General features: G+C 71.7%; 10 protein-coding genes. 1 reads left to right on the forward strand and 9 read right to left on the reverse strand.

Going from position 1 to position 16,301, the window contains the following annotated elements; all coding sequences use genetic code 11:
* Positions 1-56: 56 nt before the first annotated feature.
* The 8 genes from FYW99_RS30170 to eccD form a co-directional block, all read right to left on the reverse strand.
* Entirely contained in the window at positions 57-410 is a 354-nt protein-coding gene (locus FYW99_RS30170) for a hypothetical protein (protein ID WP_150255745.1), read from the reverse strand.
* A gap of 47 nt (positions 411-457) precedes the next feature.
* Positions 458-796, reverse strand: coding sequence for a YbaB/EbfC family nucleoid-associated protein (locus FYW99_RS30175; protein ID WP_150255767.1), 339 nt, complete (start codon positions 794-796; stop codon positions 458-460).
* Positions 687-4,148, reverse strand: coding sequence for a YML083C domain-containing protein (locus FYW99_RS30180; protein ID WP_150255747.1), 3,462 nt, complete (start codon positions 4,146-4,148; stop codon positions 687-689). The genes FYW99_RS30175 and FYW99_RS30180 overlap by 110 nt, the downstream gene beginning before the upstream one ends.
* A gap of 32 nt (positions 4,149-4,180) precedes the next feature.
* Positions 4,181-6,937, reverse strand: a complete 2,757-nt coding sequence (locus tag FYW99_RS30185; protein WP_150255749.1) for an AAA family ATPase — start codon at positions 6,935-6,937, stop codon at positions 4,181-4,183.
* A 137-nt stretch (positions 6,938-7,074) separates the two neighbouring features.
* Positions 7,075-7,377, reverse strand: coding sequence for a WXG100 family type VII secretion target (locus tag FYW99_RS30190; RefSeq protein ID WP_150255750.1), 303 nt, complete (start codon positions 7,375-7,377; stop codon positions 7,075-7,077).
* Between the two features lie 51 nt (positions 7,378-7,428).
* A complete protein-coding gene (locus FYW99_RS30195) occupies positions 7,429-7,701 on the reverse strand; it encodes a hypothetical protein (protein WP_150255769.1) in 273 nt (90 codons plus the stop codon).
* Between the two features lie 76 nt (positions 7,702-7,777).
* Positions 7,778-9,223: a type VII secretion protein EccB gene (gene eccB, locus FYW99_RS30200; RefSeq protein ID WP_150255752.1), complete on the reverse strand. Its 1,446-nt coding sequence runs from the start codon at positions 9,221-9,223 to the stop codon at positions 7,778-7,780.
* A gap of 1 nt (position 9,224) precedes the next feature.
* Entirely contained in the window at positions 9,225-10,643 is a 1,419-nt protein-coding gene (gene eccD, locus FYW99_RS30205; protein WP_150255754.1) for a type VII secretion integral membrane protein EccD, read from the reverse strand.
* Between the two features lie 213 nt (positions 10,644-10,856).
* Between eccD and eccCa the strand changes: the two genes are divergently transcribed.
* Complete coding sequence (gene eccCa / locus FYW99_RS30210; protein WP_150255757.1) at positions 10,857-14,819, forward strand: type VII secretion protein EccCa; 3,963 nt, start codon at positions 10,857-10,859, stop codon at positions 14,817-14,819.
* A gap of 140 nt (positions 14,820-14,959) precedes the next feature.
* Here the strand turns inward: eccCa and FYW99_RS30215 are convergent, their stop codons facing one another.
* Positions 14,960-16,219 carry a S8 family serine peptidase gene (locus FYW99_RS30215; RefSeq protein WP_150255759.1) on the reverse strand — a complete coding sequence of 420 codons (1,260 nt, stop codon included), beginning with the start codon at positions 16,217-16,219 and terminating at the stop codon, positions 14,960-14,962.
* Positions 16,220-16,301 lie beyond the last annotated feature (82 nt).

Here is a 16,301-nt window from a genome sequence, read left to right on the forward strand (position 1 = left end):
GGGGAGCGGTGGGGGGGGGGGGGGGGGCCCCCCGGGGGGGGGGGGGGGGGGGGGGGTCACCGGCGTCCTCCGGGCCCGTCCGGGATGTCCATGTCGGGGACGGTGTCCACGTTCATCTCTTCCGCACGGCCGAACTTCTTCCTGCTGACGCTGAGGATGGCGCTCGTGTCCTGCGCGGCGATGACCAGGAAACCCAGGTACTCGTCGATGGAGGTCCTGAGCATCCCCAGGGAATTGTCCATGTCGTCGGCGAACTTGTCGCCCCTGCCCCAGATGGGGTCCAGGGCCGCCAGTTCGCTGCTCAGCCACTGCTGGAGCTCACGGGCGTACTCGGCCGCGTCGTTGACGCTCCAGCTGTTCCTGTCCATGCCGTCGAGGTCGGCGAAGAAGCCGTCGCCGCGGTCCGTCATGTCCGTCTCCTCTCTTGCTCCTCAGCCACGGGTGTGGCGCGGGACTCCTACTGCCGCGGGTTCTCGGAGGGGATGCCCAGCCGGTCGAGCAGCTTGAGCGGGTCGAGGTCGCCGCTCATGATCTCCTCCGCGCTCGCCACGTCCGGCATGAAGGGGCTGTAGGCCTTCGATACACGCTCGGCCATCTGGCTCCGCGCCTTGTTGACCACCTCGGTGATGGCGGCGGCCAGCTCGGTGGGGGCCATGTCCCGGTAGGCCTGGGTGTGGAACTTCAGCTCAACCAGTTCCCCCGTCGCGTTCACCTTCGCGCCCACGAGCCTGTTCTTGGCCACGACCTCTTCTGTTGCCGCCTCCAGGTTTGCGCTTGCGTCCGCCAGCAGGCCCATCGTCTTGTGAAGCTGTGCCAGTTCCTCTTCCATCTGGTGTCGCATCTGCGAGCTCATGCCGGGATGCTCCCTTCTTGCTCTGACCGGGGACGGGGCGTCCCAGTGCGGATCTCTGTGCGTCGGCCGTGGTTCCCCAGACCTTCTCGTCCTCGGAGAGCCAGGTGGAACGCTGGCGGTCGCGGTTGTTGTCACCGCCGCCGCCACCGCCGCCCATGCCGCCGCCCATCATGGGGGGCATCATCGGCATGCCGCCCATGCCTCCCATACCGGCGGCTCCGGCGCCCGCGCCGGGCTGGCCGCTCAGTCCTCCCACGCCGCCGAGCCCGCCGGTGCCGCCCGGGGTGCCCGGTCCGCCGGCGGACCCGTTGGGGCCGCCCGCCTGATACTGGGTGCCGTCGGGGTTGGCGAACAGCGAGGAGCGGTCGGAGCTGTCCGGAGCGCCGGGGCCCTCACCGGAGTAGGGGCTGGGACCGAGGCCGCCGTAGTTGAGGCCGATGTCGTCGGGGGCCAGCGGCGGCGGCAGGACGTCTGGGGGTTCCTGTCCCGAGCCCGGGTAGTTGCTCGTGATCGGTTCCCCGGTCTCGGGATTGATCGGGTAGGGCCGCCCGGTCATGGGGTCGATGACGTAGGGCTCGCCGGTGACCGGGTTGATCGGCACGTCGGTGCCCGTCCCGGGGCCGTTGAGGCCCAGGTCGGGAGGCGGCAGGGGCGGCTGCACCCCGTAGTCGTAGTCGTCGGAGGTGCCGGGTCCGTTGAGTCCGAGGTCGGGCGGAGGCGTCGGCATCCCGTAGCCGTAGTCGGTCGGCAGACCGGTAACCGGGTCGATGCCGACCGGCTGCCCGGTGACGGGGTCGATGGGCAGGACCTGGCCGGTCTCGGGGTCGTAGTTGATGGGGAGTTCGGTCTCGGGGTTGAAGGGCAGCCCGGTTTCGGGGTCGACGGGGAAGGGTTCGCCGGTTTCGGGGTTGATCGGGAGCCCTGTCGCCGGGTCGAACTCCAGGGAGCTGCCGTTCTCCCCGATGGGGATCGGTTCGCCGGTGACGGGGTCGATGGGCAGGACCTGGCCGGTCTGGGGGTCGAAGTTGATGGGCAGGCCGGTGTCGGGGTTGAAGGGCAGCCCGGTTGCGGGGTCGACGGGGAAGGGTTCGCCGGTTTCGGGGTTGATCGGGAGCCCCGTCGCCGGGTCGAACTCCAGGGAACCGCCGGTAACCGGGTCGATGCCGACCGGCTGCCCGGTGACGGGGTCGATGGGCAGGACCTGGCCGGTCTCGGGGTCGTAGTTGATGGGGAGTTCGGTCTCGGGGTTGAAGGGCAGCCCGGTTTCGGGGTCGACGGGGAAGGGTTCGCCGGTTTCGGGGTTGATCGGGAGCCCTGTCGCCGGGTCGAACTCCAGGGAGCTGCCGTTCTCCCCGATGGGGATCGGTTCGCCGGTGACGGGGTCGATGGGCAGGACCTGGCCGGTCTGGGGGTCGAAGTTGATGGGCAGGCCGGTGTCGGGGTTGAAGGGCAGCCCGGTTGCGGGGTCGACGGGGAAGGGTTCGCCGGTTTCGGGGTTGATCGGGAGCCCCGTCGCCGGATCGCGCTCCAGGGAACCGTTGTAACCCCCGGGGCCGCGACCGCTTCCCGGGCCGTTGAGGCCGAGGTTCGGCGGAGGGGGCGGCGGGATGAAGGGCCCGTTCATGCCGGGATCGTTTCCGCCACTGCCACCGGTACCGGGCCCGTTGAGCCCGAGGTCGTTCGGGGGCGGAGGGGGCGGAGGGGGCGTGAAGGAACCGTTGTTGGCCCCCTGGTCGAAGCCGGGCCCGTTGAGGCCGAGGTTCGGCGGAGGCGGTGGCGGGGGAGGGGCCCCGAGGCCGTTCGGCCCCTGGGGGCCGTTGTTGGCCACCTGCTCGAAGCCGGGCCCGTTGAGTCCGAGGTTCGGGGTGGGAGGCGGCGGGCCGCCCAGACCCTCGGGGTTGCCTGTGCCGGGCCCGTTGAGTCCGAGGTTCGGCGGGGGCGGCGGCGGGTTCAGGTACTCGTTCCCAGGGCCGTCACCGCCGGTTCCGGGGCCGTTGTACGGGAGCTGCGGGGGCGGCGGCGGAGGCGGTGGCGGGGGCGGCGGCGGGCCGCCTCCCTCGTTTTCGAAGTCCCAGCCATCGAAGGGGTTCTCGATCTCCCAGCCATCGAAGGGGTTCTCGATCTCCCAGTCGCCGCCGGGACCGTCGCCGCCGGTGCCGGGCCCGGGAGGGGTTTCGGGGGTCGGCGGCGCGAGCGGAGCGGGGTCTTTGATGGTCGGCACGGTGTCATAGGCCTGTGTGTAGGTGTAGGCCATGATGTCGCGCACGTGGTTGGCGATCTCGTAGACGCTCTGGTAGTGGTTCCGGAACCTCTGGTAGAGCACGCCGTTGATGTTGTCCTGGGTCGCCTGGTCGCCGGGGATCCCGGTCAGTTTGTCCCCGCCGGTCTCCTCGGGGTAGGCGATCGTGACGTGGAACCGGTCCAGCTCCGGGTTGAACTCCTCCGTCCCCGCGGAGGTGTAGAAGTACCAGTCGTCGAGTACTTCCTGGACGAGCCCTCCCCTCGTGGTGAGGGCCTCCTCCACCACGTGGGCGAGAGCACTGTTGACAGCCACCAGGACCAGCTTGACCCGCTCCAGCTCCGCTTTGAACTCGGGGAGCTTCATGTAGACCACGGTCATCCGGTACGCCATGTCCTCGAGGCGGTACTTGTACGCCGCCGCGGCCGAGCCCTGCATGGCCCCGTCCGGGACGTCGATCTCCTGCCAGAGTTTGTTCAGGAGACCGCCGCCCTCACCGTCGATGTAGGGGGCCAGCGCCTCGTGCAGACCGCCCAGGCTGTCGATGGTCTTCTGCAACCGTGTGAGGTCCCAGTTGTCGGACACCAGCTGGTTGTTCCCGTAGTCGGCGAGATGCGCCAGGTTGCTCAGCTGCTGTCGGAACGTGTCCTGGGGAGGAGGGGTGTCGTCCTCGTGCAGTTCCTTCTTGCCTTTGCTGAGGGTTTTCTGTCCCCACAGGTGCCTCTGCATGGTGTAGCCGGCGTAGTCGATGCCGTAGGTCTCATAAGGGATGCTGCTACCGCCGTACGTGGGCATGTACGCCGTGTAGTACTCCCTGTAACTCCACCAGCGGTCCATCTCGTGGCCGCCGTAATCCCAGGAGAAGCCGCCGATCCCGGTTGTCTCGTGGAAGTGGTAGCGCCCGTCCGCGACCCAGGGGTCCGCAGTGACCGTGTCGATACCCACCATCGGCGGGTAAGTGCTGTCCTGGCCGCCAGCGAAGATGTTCATGAGCTCGTGCAGCGGCTTGTCCGGAAGGTCTTCGTACTCTCTTTGCTCTTCTGGTTCTTCTGGCATTGTCCCCTCCCCCTGTGGATCGCGCCTCGGGACTAGGCTTCGCTGCTGTCCTCGTCCTGACCGTTACCGGAAGCGCTTCCGAAACCGCCGCCAGAACCGCTCTGGCTCGAATAGATCAGGCGGTGGACCTCCTGGGCGGTGAGGTTCTGCTCATCCTCGAGATTGGCGAAGTTGATGAGGCTCTCCGAGAGCTTGTCCTCGATTTCGATCAGTTCCTCGTTCAGGCCGCTGATGAACTCGTAGATCCCGCCCATGGAGCTGTCGATCTTGCCGGTGAGCTGTCCGGCCTGGGGAAGGATTTCGGGGTTCCCGAGCCTTTGGTAGCCGCTTTCGCCTACGCCGTTGTACACGGCGAGATCGGTGACCAGTGTGTTGAGGTCGTTCTGGAGGGGCTCCACGATGCTCGTGCGGAAAGCCGTGATCTTGTCGAAGTCGATCCTGGTGCCCTTGTCGCCTGAACCTGTGCCCTCGTCACCGCCTCCGGTGTCCCCGGTGCCGGTGTCCTCGTCGCCCCCGGCGCTGTCCTCTTCGCTGTCTTCGTCGTTTTCGGTGTCGTCCTCGCCGTCCTCGCCGTCCTCGCCGTCCTCGCCGTCCCCGGCGCTGTCCTCTTCGCCGTCCTCGCCGTCCTCGTCGTCCTCGTCGTCCTCGTCGCCCCCGGCGCTGTCGTCTTCGTCGTCTTCGTCGCCTTCGGTGTCGTCCTCGCCGTCCCCGGCGCTGTCCTCTTCGCCGTCCTCAACGTCCCCGGGGCCGGTCTCCTCGTCCTCGCCCCCGGAGCCGTCACCGCTGCTGTCTTCCCCGTTCCCGGGGCCTGAGGCCAGGTGTGAGAACTGGTTTTCGCCCCCCTCGCCCTCGCCTCCGGAACCGCTACCGTCGCCGGTGCCCTCGGTCTCCTCACCGGGCGTTTCGGAGGTGTCCGCGACGACGGGTTCGAACGAGACGGCCGGGTCCACCGGTATCGGTTCCTCGCCGGGGGTGTGGTCGTCCGTCGACGTCTCGTGCTGGCCCGTCTCCAGGTGCTCGGGTCCGCTGCCGCCTTCCTCGTCCCCGGGGCCTGGGGCCGGGTGTGAGAACTGGCTGTCGTCCTCCGTGCTGTCGGAGTCGTCGCCTATGCCGGGCCCGGGCTCGTCCCGGGGGGCCTCTCCCGTGACCGGAGGCGGGGTGGCGCCCACGGGCACGCCCGGAGCCCCGCCGCTGCCCGGGTCGGTCGCACCGGGGCGGTTGCTCTCCACGTGTTGGGGGGAGTCCTCGTCGCCGGGCTCGCCGGGTTCGTTGGGGCTGTCGTTGCCGGGGTGGTCGTGGTCGGAGGAGTCTTCTTGGCCGGGCTCGCCGGGTCCGTGGCCGCTGGGACGGTCGTCTCCCTCCTCGTCGCCAGTGCCCCCCTCGTCGCCAGTGCCCTCCTCGTCGCCGGGTTCGCCGGGTTCGCCGGGTTCGTTGTTGCCGGGGTGGTCGTGGTCGGAGGAGTCTTCTTGGCCGGGTTCGCCGGGTCCGTCGCCGCCGGGACGGTCGTCTCCCTCCTCGTCGCCAGCGCCTTCCTCGTCGCCGGGTTCGCCGGGTTCGCCGGGTCCGTGGCCGCCGGGATGGTCGTCTCCCTCCTCGTCGCCAGCGCCCTCTTCGTCATCGGTGTCCTCCTCACCGTCGAGGTCCTCGGACACGGTGATCAAGCCGGTCTCGGGATCGACCTCCACGTCCCCGCTGCCGGGGTCGAGGGAGACCTCGCCCGTCTCGGGGTCCAGGGTGAGCTTCAGGTCGCCGATCTCGATCGTGGTCGGCAGGGCCTCCTCACCGTCACCGGAGCCGGTCGTCTCGATCCCGACGGTGCCCTCGGCCGGGTCGATGGTCAGACCCAGGTGTCCGGCCTCGACGGTGACCGGCGCCGCCTCGGGGTCGAGGGGCACATTCCTGTCCCCGGGCTCGATGCTGATCGTGCCGGCGTCCGAGTCCAGGACGAACTTCAGCTCGCCCGCCTCGACGGTGGTGATCCCCGTCTCGGGGTCCAGGGTCACGACCGGCGCCCCGGGGATCTCGGAGCCGGTCTCGCCGAAGGCGGGGTCGTCGGCGTCGGCGGAGATGGGCTCCACACCGGTAATCGGCTCCGCGGCCTCGGTGAACTGGGAGGCCAGCGGCTCCAGCAGTTCGCCCTGTTCGACCTCCCTGGTTTCCAGCGGCTCCAGGAGGTGGTCGGGCTCCGCGACGACCGCGGGCTCCAACGGAGCCAGCGGCTCCATCGCCTCCACGCGCTGGGCGGGCTCCCCCATGAGCATGGGTTCCAGCGGTACGGGCTCCGTGGCGGTCGTCTCGCCCTCGGGGACGGGCTCCGCGTTGGCGGGCACCCCGACGGTCCTGACCGCCGGTTCGACGGGGAGCGCCGGTGTCCCCTGGGACACCGGTTCGAACTGGCTCTCCGCGTGGAGCTCCTGGCCGGACACGTCCCCGGACTCGGGTGCGGACACCGTGACGACGCGGGCGACCCCCTGGTCGGCGAGCACGTGCGGGGAGGCGCTGTCACCGGACTGCTGCGTGCCGAACAGCATCACGCCGTCGTCGCCGACGCTCACCCCGGAGTCGCCCGGGTCGAGTACCGCCTCCCGGGTGGCGGTGTCCACCTCGACCGAGGAACCGGCGTGCCGGAGCAGGAGCAGACCGCTGGTCAGGTCCACGCTGATCGGGGCGGACTCCGACCGGTTCGTGGCTGTGCCCTGCTCCTGGAGGGTGGTGCCCTCCTCGGTCTCGGTCGGGTCCGGCTCCTCCCCGGAGAGGGCAGCACGGAAGTCGAAGAGGGGGGACTCCACGTCAAGGCCTCCTCACCGCCCGTAGGGCGGTCGTTCGTCTGGATTGTGTCGGGGGTGGGGGATGGGGTGGTGCGGAGCGGGGCGGGCGGCCGCGAGGGGAGTGGTGGGCCGCCCGCCCTGGGGGGAGGGGGAGTGGACTACAACAGCGCCTGCCAGTTCATGGCCTCGCGGCTGTCGGTGGATTCGTACTGGTTGCTGATCTGGATCAGGGCCCTCTCGGCTTCCTTCAGCAGGGTGTTCATGTCGGCGACGTTGAGCTGCCAGGACTGGTACTTCCTCTGGTACTCCGTGAACATGGCACCCTCGAGCTGGCTCTGGAGGGACAGCATCGTGGTGTTGAGGTTCTCGAGCTGCTGCTGCACCTTCACGGTCTGGGCGCGCAGGTCCTCGGTGACATCGTTGACGTGGGCGTAGGTGACGCTGAAACCGTTGATGCTCATGGTCTCGCCTTCCGGAAAGGGGCGGGTAGGGGTGGGCGCGGTGGGCCGGCCTCAGCCGGCCTGGTTCGTGTTGAGCGCTTCCATCCACCGCGAACCGGCGATGACGTTGGCGTCCTCCGTGCTGTGCATGGCCTGGACGGTGCCGCCGAAGGTGCCGATCATGCGGTTCATGTCGTTGGTGATGAGCCGCAGTTCCTCCAGCCAGCCGACGACCGCCTCGCTGTAGCTGTTGGAGGCCGCGCCCTGCCAGGAGGCGCGCAGCTTGTCACGCGCGCTGTCCACGTAGTTGTAGACCTCGTTGCACTTGGCGTGGGCCTCGGCCATCGCCTCCTGCGCTTGCCGTTCACCATCGTCTGTGGTCTGCGTAACGTTGCTCACGGGATCTCCTCTGTCGGTTCCATCAGGGGCATCCGGCGTCCTCGACCATCGACGAGGGCGCCAGGGGGAGGGCGGCCGCCTCCGGGTCGAGCACCGGCCCGGAGGGCAGCAGCCGCAGCAGGGATGTCGGGACCGGGACGGCCTGGGCCGTCTGGTAGCCGAGTGAGGTCAGGGCGGTCTCGTCGAGCACCGGGTACTTGGCCGCGCTGTCGGTGACGAGGTAGTGGGTGGTGGCCGCGCCTCCGCCGCCCACGGGCTGGGCGGCGGCGAGCGAACCCCGGCCGGAGGCGATGCCGACCAGGTCGGGTGTCGGGCAACCGGGAGCGATGCCGGGCCGCTCCTGCACGGGCCACGCCTCCACACCGGCGGGGTCGTCCATGGTCACCGACAGCGAGCCGTCGGGGGCCAGCCGCAGGCACGGCACGCCCGCGCCGACGCCCACCAGCTCCGGCGGGGCCGCGGGGTGGCGTTCCTCGCGCGGGCCCTGACCGTCGGAGAGCCGGGTGTGCGCCTCGCCCGCGGGCAGGGGCAGCGCCTCGGCGGGAGCGTCGGGGTAGGCGGCGCCCGAGACGTCCGGGTCGGCCAGCAGCAGCAGCGCGTGCGTCACGGAGAGCGGTACCAGGCCGTCCCGGGTGAGCAGGTAGTGCTGGTCCTCCTGCCCGGGGGTGGACACCGCGAACACCTGCCCCACGCGCCGGGGCTCGCCCGCCATCTCGCCCGCGTCCTCACCGGCGCCAGGGACCTCGGGTGCGGTCAGGTCCGGGCCGGTGGGCACGGTGTTGAGGAACGCCGAGGTGACGGCCAGGGCGTCGCTCGTGCCGTAGCCGAGGGCCTGGACGGCGCCGCCCTCCTCGTCCAGGCGCAGGCGGGTGCCGTTCCACAGCAGGTGCGGGGCGCCGTCCGGTCCGGTCACGAGGACCGCCTGGCTGGCGGAGGGCGTGGCCGGGGCGGGGGCCGTGCCCACCACGAGGGCGGTGCGGCCCCGTTCGTCCTCCTCGCCCTCGGGCGGCAGCGCGCACACCCGCCAGACCGACTGCTCCAGTCCCTCGGTGGTCGGCAGGGCGTCGGGCGCGCCGGCGATGCCGACGGGGCCGCCCACGGGCACGCCCTCCAGGGAGTCGGCCGAGACCAGACTCACGGCGGCGTCGGCGCCCTGGACCAGGCGGGCGGAGGCGCCGTTGGCCACGGGGCGCAGGGTCCCGGCCGAGTACAGGTAGGAGGCCCCGGTGTCGCGGTCCACGATCAGCCGCCCCTCCTGGCGCCAGCTGGTGGCGCCCCCGGGGAAGATCAGGCCGAACACGAGGAAGCCGATACACAGCACCGCGCCGATAGCGATGCCGATGTAGGTGCCGGTACGGGTGCGGCGCATGGGGGCGTCGACCGCGTCGGGGTCGCCCTCCAGCATGGCCGTGCCCAGGCGGCCCACCGTGAAGTTGTGGGCCATCACCCTGTCGCGACGTGACTGCATGTCAGCCGCCGATTCCGCGCAGGAGCGAGAACACGCCGAAGATCGCCAGGACCAGGGGCACGATGGCCACGGTCAGCAGTGACTGGATGATCTCGGCGGCCCGTCCCCAGTGGGGCAGCGGCCGTGTGCCCGGAAGGTTCCACGACACCACCGCCAGGATCGCGGAGGCGGCGAACAGGCCCACCATGGCCAGCGTTCGGGGCAGGGGGTCGGCCGTCCACACCAGGACCAGGACCAGCGCGGTCAGACCGATCCAGGGCGGTGCGACCACGAAGGACCGCTGCCAGGCGCTGGCCAGACCGCGCGACTGGAGCAGCATGACCAGCGACACGATCACGCACAGCGTGATCGGCGCCCACCCGGGGGAGGAGCCGAGCACGACCAGGCAGACCGTCAGGACGGCGCCGGTGGAGGCGTACAGGGCGGTCTGGAACCGGTCGGCCAGCGCGGCGCGGTCCAGGACCCCGCGCGCGGGGTAGGGGTCGATGCCCTCCTGGAGCTGGTCGGGGTTGGAGGGCAGCGGCGGCAGCTTCAGGCCGGAGAGGCGGAAGGCCAGCTGGGGGGCGAACGTGCCCAGCAGCAGCGCGATGAGCGCCGTCAGCGCCGCCACGGCCGGGACCGTGGCGCCGGGGATGAACATCAGGGCCAGCGCGCCCAGCGCGCACAGCACCTCGGCGGTGAACAGGCCGGCGAAGAAGGGCACCGAGCCCGCAACGGCCGCCAGGCCGAGCACGCTGGCCCCCGCCGCGGTCACCGAGCCCGTGAGCACGCGCGCTCCGGTCAGCGCGGTGCCGGGGTCGCCCGAGGGCACGGACGCGCCGGCCACCGCCATGTACAGGGTGGCCGCCGCGGCCAGGCCGGTGGCGGCGGCCAGGTCGCCCATGGCGCGCGAGGCGGCCCAGGCCGACAACAGCATGAGGATCGAGGAGCAGGCCGCGGACACCGCGGTCAGCAGACCGGGGCCGCCGCTGACCAGAACGGCCAGGCCGGTGAACAGCACGACCAGGCCCAACGCCTGGAGCAGGACGCGCGTGGCCTCGGGACGCCACCGGTCGGGGCGCTCGCCCAGGCCGGTCGCGACGCCGTCGGTCAGGTCGTCGAAGTGCACCGGCGGCAGCTGGTCGCGGCGGGGGCGCAGGTAGAGGGTCTCTCCGTGGCAGAGCCCCAGGGAGCGGAGGGTCTCGTCCTCCTCCAGGGGCTCGTCGCCCAGTTGCTGGAGGACCCAGCCGTCGTGCTCCAGTCCGCTCTCGTCCAGGTCCTCGCCGTTGTCACCCTCGGCGTAGAGCACGAGGGTGGGCAGGATCTCGGAGAGGGGGACCTCCGTGGGCGCCGCGATCTCGAAGGAGCGCTCGGGGGCGCGGATCAGCAGTCGGCACAGGTCCGGGGAGGCGACATCGTTCATCCGGTGGGGGCCCATCATGAGGCGGGGTCGTGACAGGGGCGGAAGTGACGGTAACACTCCGACGACCCATTTTGGAGGTGTGTTGTTTTAAATTTTGGTGTCTGTCACTTTAGTTGGCAACAGTAGTGTTCTGCTTCCGGCGTCCGGTTCCGGACGCCGGTTACGGCCCCCGTTCCGGTCCCGGTCTTCGCACCGTTCCCCGTCGTTCCCTGCAAGGGAGGACCCCGTCCTGTGAGTACGATCCTCGTCCGGCGCCCCCCGCGGCGCCCCGGACCGGACCTGCCCTCGGGCGAGGTCAGCCTCCAGGAGCCCCCGGAGCTGCCCGAACCGCAGGCCAACGTTTCGTCGGTGTTCACCTACCTGCCGATGGCCATGACGTCGATGGCGATGCTCATGATGATCATCCGCCCCGGCAGGATGGGAGACGGCAGCAGCATCATGCCCTACCTCGCGGGCGGGATGATGCTCGTGGGCGCCGTGGTCATGATCGGCGGCCAGTACCTGCGCAGCATGCTGGAGCGCCGCCGCCAGCTCAACGACGACCGCCGGGACTACCTGCGCTACCTCAAGCAGATGCGCACCCGCCTGCGGGGCGTGGTCACCGAGCAGCGCGACGCGATGCTCTGGCGGGCGCCCCACCCCGACGCCCTGTGGTCGATCGTGCGCACCTCCCGGCTGTGGGAGCGCAGGGGGACCGACGACGACTTCGCCGAGGCGCGCATGGCCGTGGGCGAACAGGCGCTGTCCATGACCATCTCCCCGGTCTCCTCCAAACCGGTGGAGGACCTCGAACCCCTCAGCGCCCACGCCCTGCGCCGCTTCATCCGCGCCTACGGCACCGTCGAGGACCAGCCGGTCCAGATCTACCTGCGCGGGTACTCCCGCATCACCATGCGCGGCGACCTGGACACCAGCCGGGGCCTCGTCCGGGCCCTCGTCGGCCAGCTCACCGTCTTCCACGCCCACGACGAGCTGCGCGTGGCCGTGTGCTGCTCCGACGAGTCCCTGCCCCTGTGGTCGTGGGCCAAGTGGCTGCCCCACAGCCAGCACCCCACCGCCCGCGACGGCGCGGGCCAGGCACGGCTGCTGTGCACGGACGCGATGGAGCTCGAACAGCTCGTCCCGGACCTGGCCGACCGCCCCCGCTTCGACCCCACCGCCGCCCCCAGCCGCGAGGAGCCCTTCACCGTCATCGTCGTGGACGGCGGGCGCATCCCCCCGGGGTCGCGCATGCTGGGCGGCGGCTACCGCAACGCCGTCGTCATCGACGTCGCCGACCCGATGCCCCCCGAGGACGACCCCTACACCCTGGCCCTGCGGGTGGAGACCGAGCGCCTGGTGATGCTCTCCCGCGACAACAGCGGCCGCGACACCGAGGAGGTGCTGGGCCGGCCCGACACCCTGAGCCTGTCCCGCGCCACCTCCCTGGGCCGCCTGCTCTCGCCCTACCGGATCGGCATGGTCGTCGAGGTCACCGAGCCGCTCACCACCGACTTCGAGCTGACCACGCTCCTGGGTATCCCCGACCTGCACCGGCACGACAGCGAGCGCATGTGGAGCGAGCTGCACGAGAAGGACCGGCTGCGCGTGCCCATCGGTATGAACTCCGACGGCGCTCCGCTGGAGCTGGACCTCAAGGAGTCCGCGCTGGGCGGCATGGGCCCGCACGGCATGCTCATCGGCGCCACCGGATCGGGCAAGAGCGAGCTGCTGCGCACCCTGGTGCTCGGCCTGGCCCTGACCCACTCCCCCGAGACCCTCAACTTCGTGCTCGTCGACTTCAAGGGCGGCGCGACCTTCATCGGCCTCGACAAGCTCCAGCACACCTCCGCGCTCATCACCAACCTCGCCGACGAGGCCATCCTGGTCGAGCGCATGCAGGACGCCCTGCACGGCGAGCTGGTCCGCCGCCAGGAGCAGCTGCGCGCCGCGGGCAACTTCAGCTCCGCGCTGGAGTACGAGAGGGCCCGCGAGGCCAACCCCGGCATGGAGCCGATGCCCACGCTGTTCGTGGTCGTGGACGAGTTCAGCGAGCTGCTGGCCGCCCACCGCGACTTCATGGACCTGTTCGTGATGATCGGCCGCCTGGGCCGCAGCCTCGGCGTCCACCTGCTGCTTGCCTCCCAGCGCCTGGACGAGGGCCGCATGCACCAGCTGGAGGGCCACCTGTCCTACCGGATCGCGCTGCGCACCTTCTCCGCCATCGAGAGCCGCGGGGTGCTCGGCGTCCCCGACGCCCACCAGCTGCCCTCCGCCCCCGGCAACGGCTACCTCAAGACCGACACCGAGACCCTCACCCGGTTCAAGGCCGCCTACGTCTCCGGGCCCTACCGCGTCAAGCGCCGCGCCGCCCGCAGGAGCACGGTCGGCGGCGAGGTGGTGCTCTTCTCCGACACCGCCGTGGCCGCGGCTGCTCCCGAACCCGAGGAGCCCGAGGTCCAGGTGGAGGAGACCAGCGAGTCCCTCCTGGCGACCGCGCTGGCGCGGATGGACGACCTCGGGCCCGCCGCGCGCGAGGTGTGGCTGCCCCCGCTGGAGGTGCCCCCGCTGGTGGACGAGCTGCTCGCCATGGTCGGCACCCGCCTGCCCGAGGGCGGCCTGGCCTGGAAGAAGGAGACGACCCTGCGCGTGCCGCTGGGGGTCATCGACCGCCCCTTCGAGCACAAGCGCCTGCCCCTGGTCGCCGACCTGACCGGAGCGGGGGGACACGTCGGCATCGCGGGCGGCCCCCAGAGCGGCAAGAGCACCCTGCTGGCCACGCTCATCCTCACCCTCGCGGTGTGCAACACCCCCGCCCAGGTCCAGTTCTACGGGATCGACTGCGGCGGCGGCGTGCTCACCTCGCTCAAGGACCTGCCGCACGTGGGCAGCGTCGTCACGCGCACCGACGAGCGGCGCATCCTCCGCACCATCATGGAGATCAACGAGATCCTCACCAAGCGTGAGGTCTTCTTCGCCGAGAACGGCATCGACTCCATGGGCACCTACCGCAGGCGCCGCGCCGCCGGGGAGTTCGCCGACCAGTCCCACGGCGACGTCTTCCTCGTCATCGACGGCTGGGGCACCATCCGCCAGGACTACGCGGACCTGGTGGGCTCCATCGTCCAGATCGTGCAGCGCGGCCTCAACTACGGCGTGCACGTCGTGGTCGCCTCCCCGCGCTGGGCCGACTTCCACACCGGCGTCCGCGACCTGATGGGCACCCGACTGGAACTGCGCATGGGCGACCCCGTGGACTCCATCGTCCACATGCGCGCCGCGCAGACCGTGCCCCGCGTACCCGGACGCGGCATCACCGACACCAAGCACCACCTGCTCACCGGTCTGCCCCGAGCCGACGGCAACGCCGACTCGGTCACCCTGTCCGAGGGCATGACCGAGCTCTCCGACCGCGTGCGCGCGGCCTGGGACGGGCCCTCCGCCCCGGCCGTGCGCACCCTGCCCGCGATCCTGCACGCCCGTGAGCTGCCCGGCTCCGAACTCACCGAGGTGAACGGCCTCAAGGTGCCCATGGGCCTGGAGAGCCGTAGGATGCAGCCGTTCTGGCACGACTTCGGCGTCACCCCGCACCTGCTCGTGGTCGGCGACACCGAGACGGGCAAGACCACGCTGCTGCGCCACATCACCAACGCCATCCGCAGCCACTACGGCCCCACCACCGCCCGGGTCGTGCTGGCCGACCAGCGCCGCCAGCTCTACGACGCGGTGCCCAAGGAGATGCAGCTGGGCTACGCGGTGTCGGGCGAGAACGTCAAGGAGATGATGGCCGCCGCCGCGCAGGCCATGAAGGCGCGCCTGCCCGGGCCCGACATCACCCCCGACCGCATCCGCAAGCGCGACTGGTGGAGCGGCCCCGAGCTGTTCATCCTCATCGACGACTTCGAGATGGTCTCCGGAAGCGGCCCCAGCCCGCTGGTCCCGCTCCTGCCGATGCTCGGCCAGGGCGCGGAGATCGGTCTGCACGTAGTCCTCGTGCACGCCGCGGGCGGTTTCAGCCGGGCCTCCAGCGACCCCGTCATCCGGACGCTCATCGACTCCAACACGCCCAGCATCCTGCTGTCCGCCCCGCCCTCGGAGGGCATGATGTTCGGCAGCGTCCGGGCGCGGACGATGCCCGCGGGACGCGCCCTGTGGATCGCGCGCCGCGACCCGGTCGAGGTGCAGTTGGCCATCGCCGAGGGCGCCGAGGAGTGATACGGGGACCCGCCCGCGCCGCGCGGGCGGGTCCCCGTGCGGGGTGTCCGGGCCCCGCCTGGCCAGGAGGGGAGCCCGGTCCCCGAACGTGTTCGGGGGCGTCCGGTGCGCCGGACGCCCCCTTCCGCGTCAGCTCGGTGTCAGCGCACCGGTTCGTCGGAGCGCATCGGCACCGGCTCGCCCGCGGCGGCGGGACGCCACTTCCGCGCGCGTCCGAGCTTGTACACCGCTCCGCCCAGGACGCACAGCACGATGAGCAGGAGCGCGACGGACACCACGGCCGCCGTGGGCGGCGCGTCCACCGAACCCTCGGGGGAGGGGTCGGGGACGAACCCCTCGCCCACCACCCCGGCGGGGGTGCCGCCCGGGGCGATGGCCATCGCCGCCAGCGGGTCCACCCTGCCGTGCCCCGACAGCGGGTCCGCGTCCCCCCGCGGCGATGCGTAGGCCGTGGTGGTCAGCCGCTCGCGCACCTGCTCGGCGCTCAGGTCCGGCTCCCGCGCCATGAGCAGGGCCGCGGTCCCCGCCACGAAGGCCGCGGCCACGCCGTCGCCCGCCGCGGCCACGTGGCCGCCGCCCGGGCCGGTTCCCACCACCCGGTCGCCCGGCGCGGTCAGGTCCACGCGGGCCAGGTCGCCGCTGGGCAGGACCAGCGGTCCCTGGGCCACGGGCAGGCCCTCCACGTCGTGCGCGGCCACGCTCAGCACCGACGCGTGCTGGGCGGGCTGGCCCGGCAGCGGACCCCGGGAGGTGGGGACCGTCGCGGGGGCCACGACCACGGCGCCGGCCTCCTCGGCGGCGGCCACCGCGGACTCCAGGGCCGGGGACGCCTCCCACGTGCCCGTGCCCACCAGGACCACGCGGGCCCCCGCGTCCACCGCGCTCCCGATCCCGGCGGCGATCTCCTGCGCCGAGGCCAGGCCGGTCTGGGGGCTGCCGGTGGCCACGGCCGTCACCGACGAGCCCGGGGCCACCCCGACCAGGCCGCTGCCCTCCACGGACCGGGCGGCGACCACTCCGGCCAGCGACGTGCCGAACCCCAGGCAGTCGGCGGACTGCCCGCCCTCCACGGCGTCGGACAGCGCGGGAACACCGCCGTCCACCTCCGGGGCCAGCAGCGCCACGCCCACCCCCTCACCGGTGCTCAGGTCGTGGGCCCGCGACAGGCCCAGGAAGTGGTGCGTCCAGGGCCTCTGCTCCACGACGTCCCCGCCGGTGGCCGCGCACGGCTGGTCGTCGGCCTTGAAGGGGTGGACCTGCGTGAGCGAGACGGGGTCCTGGGGGGTCTCGGCCGCCGCCGGGGCCGCGGGGAGGGGCGCGAGGAGCCCGAGGGCCAGCGCCGCGGCGGCGGTGCGGCGGCGCCGGGACCGGGCGGTCCCCGGATCGGTGTGTGCGGTCACCTGACGTGTGCTCCAGACTCTCAGGGGTGTCCTGGGGGCGCTTCGCACCCGGTGGGGCGGCCCGGACGGGGCGCGGGGGCGT

The sequence above is a fragment of the Nocardiopsis deserti genome (genome assembly GCF_008638355.1).
Taxonomy (GTDB): Bacteria; Actinomycetota; Actinomycetes; order Streptosporangiales; family Streptosporangiaceae; genus Nocardiopsis; species Nocardiopsis alborubida.

Excerpts from the sequence above, each read along its gene's own strand:
- FYW99_RS30170 (WP_150255745.1), bottom strand. The coding sequence starts at position 410 with ATGACGGACCGCGGCGACGGCTTCTTCGCCGACCTCGACGGCATGGAC.
- FYW99_RS30180 (WP_150255747.1), bottom strand. The coding sequence starts at position 4,148 with ATGCCAGAAGAACCAGAAGAGCAAAGAGAGTACGAAGACCTTCCGGAC.
- FYW99_RS30195 (WP_150255769.1), bottom strand. The coding sequence starts at position 7,701 with ATGGCCGAGGCCCACGCCAAGTGCAACGAGGTCTACAACTACGTGGAC.
- FYW99_RS30175 (WP_150255767.1), bottom strand. The coding sequence starts at position 796 with ATGGGCCTGCTGGCGGACGCAAGCGCAAACCTGGAGGCGGCAACAGAA.
- eccD (WP_150255754.1), bottom strand. The coding sequence starts at position 10,643 with ATGATGGGCCCCCACCGGATGAACGATGTCGCCTCCCCGGACCTGTGC.
- FYW99_RS30190 (WP_150255750.1), bottom strand. The coding sequence starts at position 7,377 with ATGAGCATCAACGGTTTCAGCGTCACCTACGCCCACGTCAACGATGTC.
- eccB (WP_150255752.1), bottom strand. The coding sequence starts at position 9,223 with ATGCAGTCACGTCGCGACAGGGTGATGGCCCACAACTTCACGGTGGGC.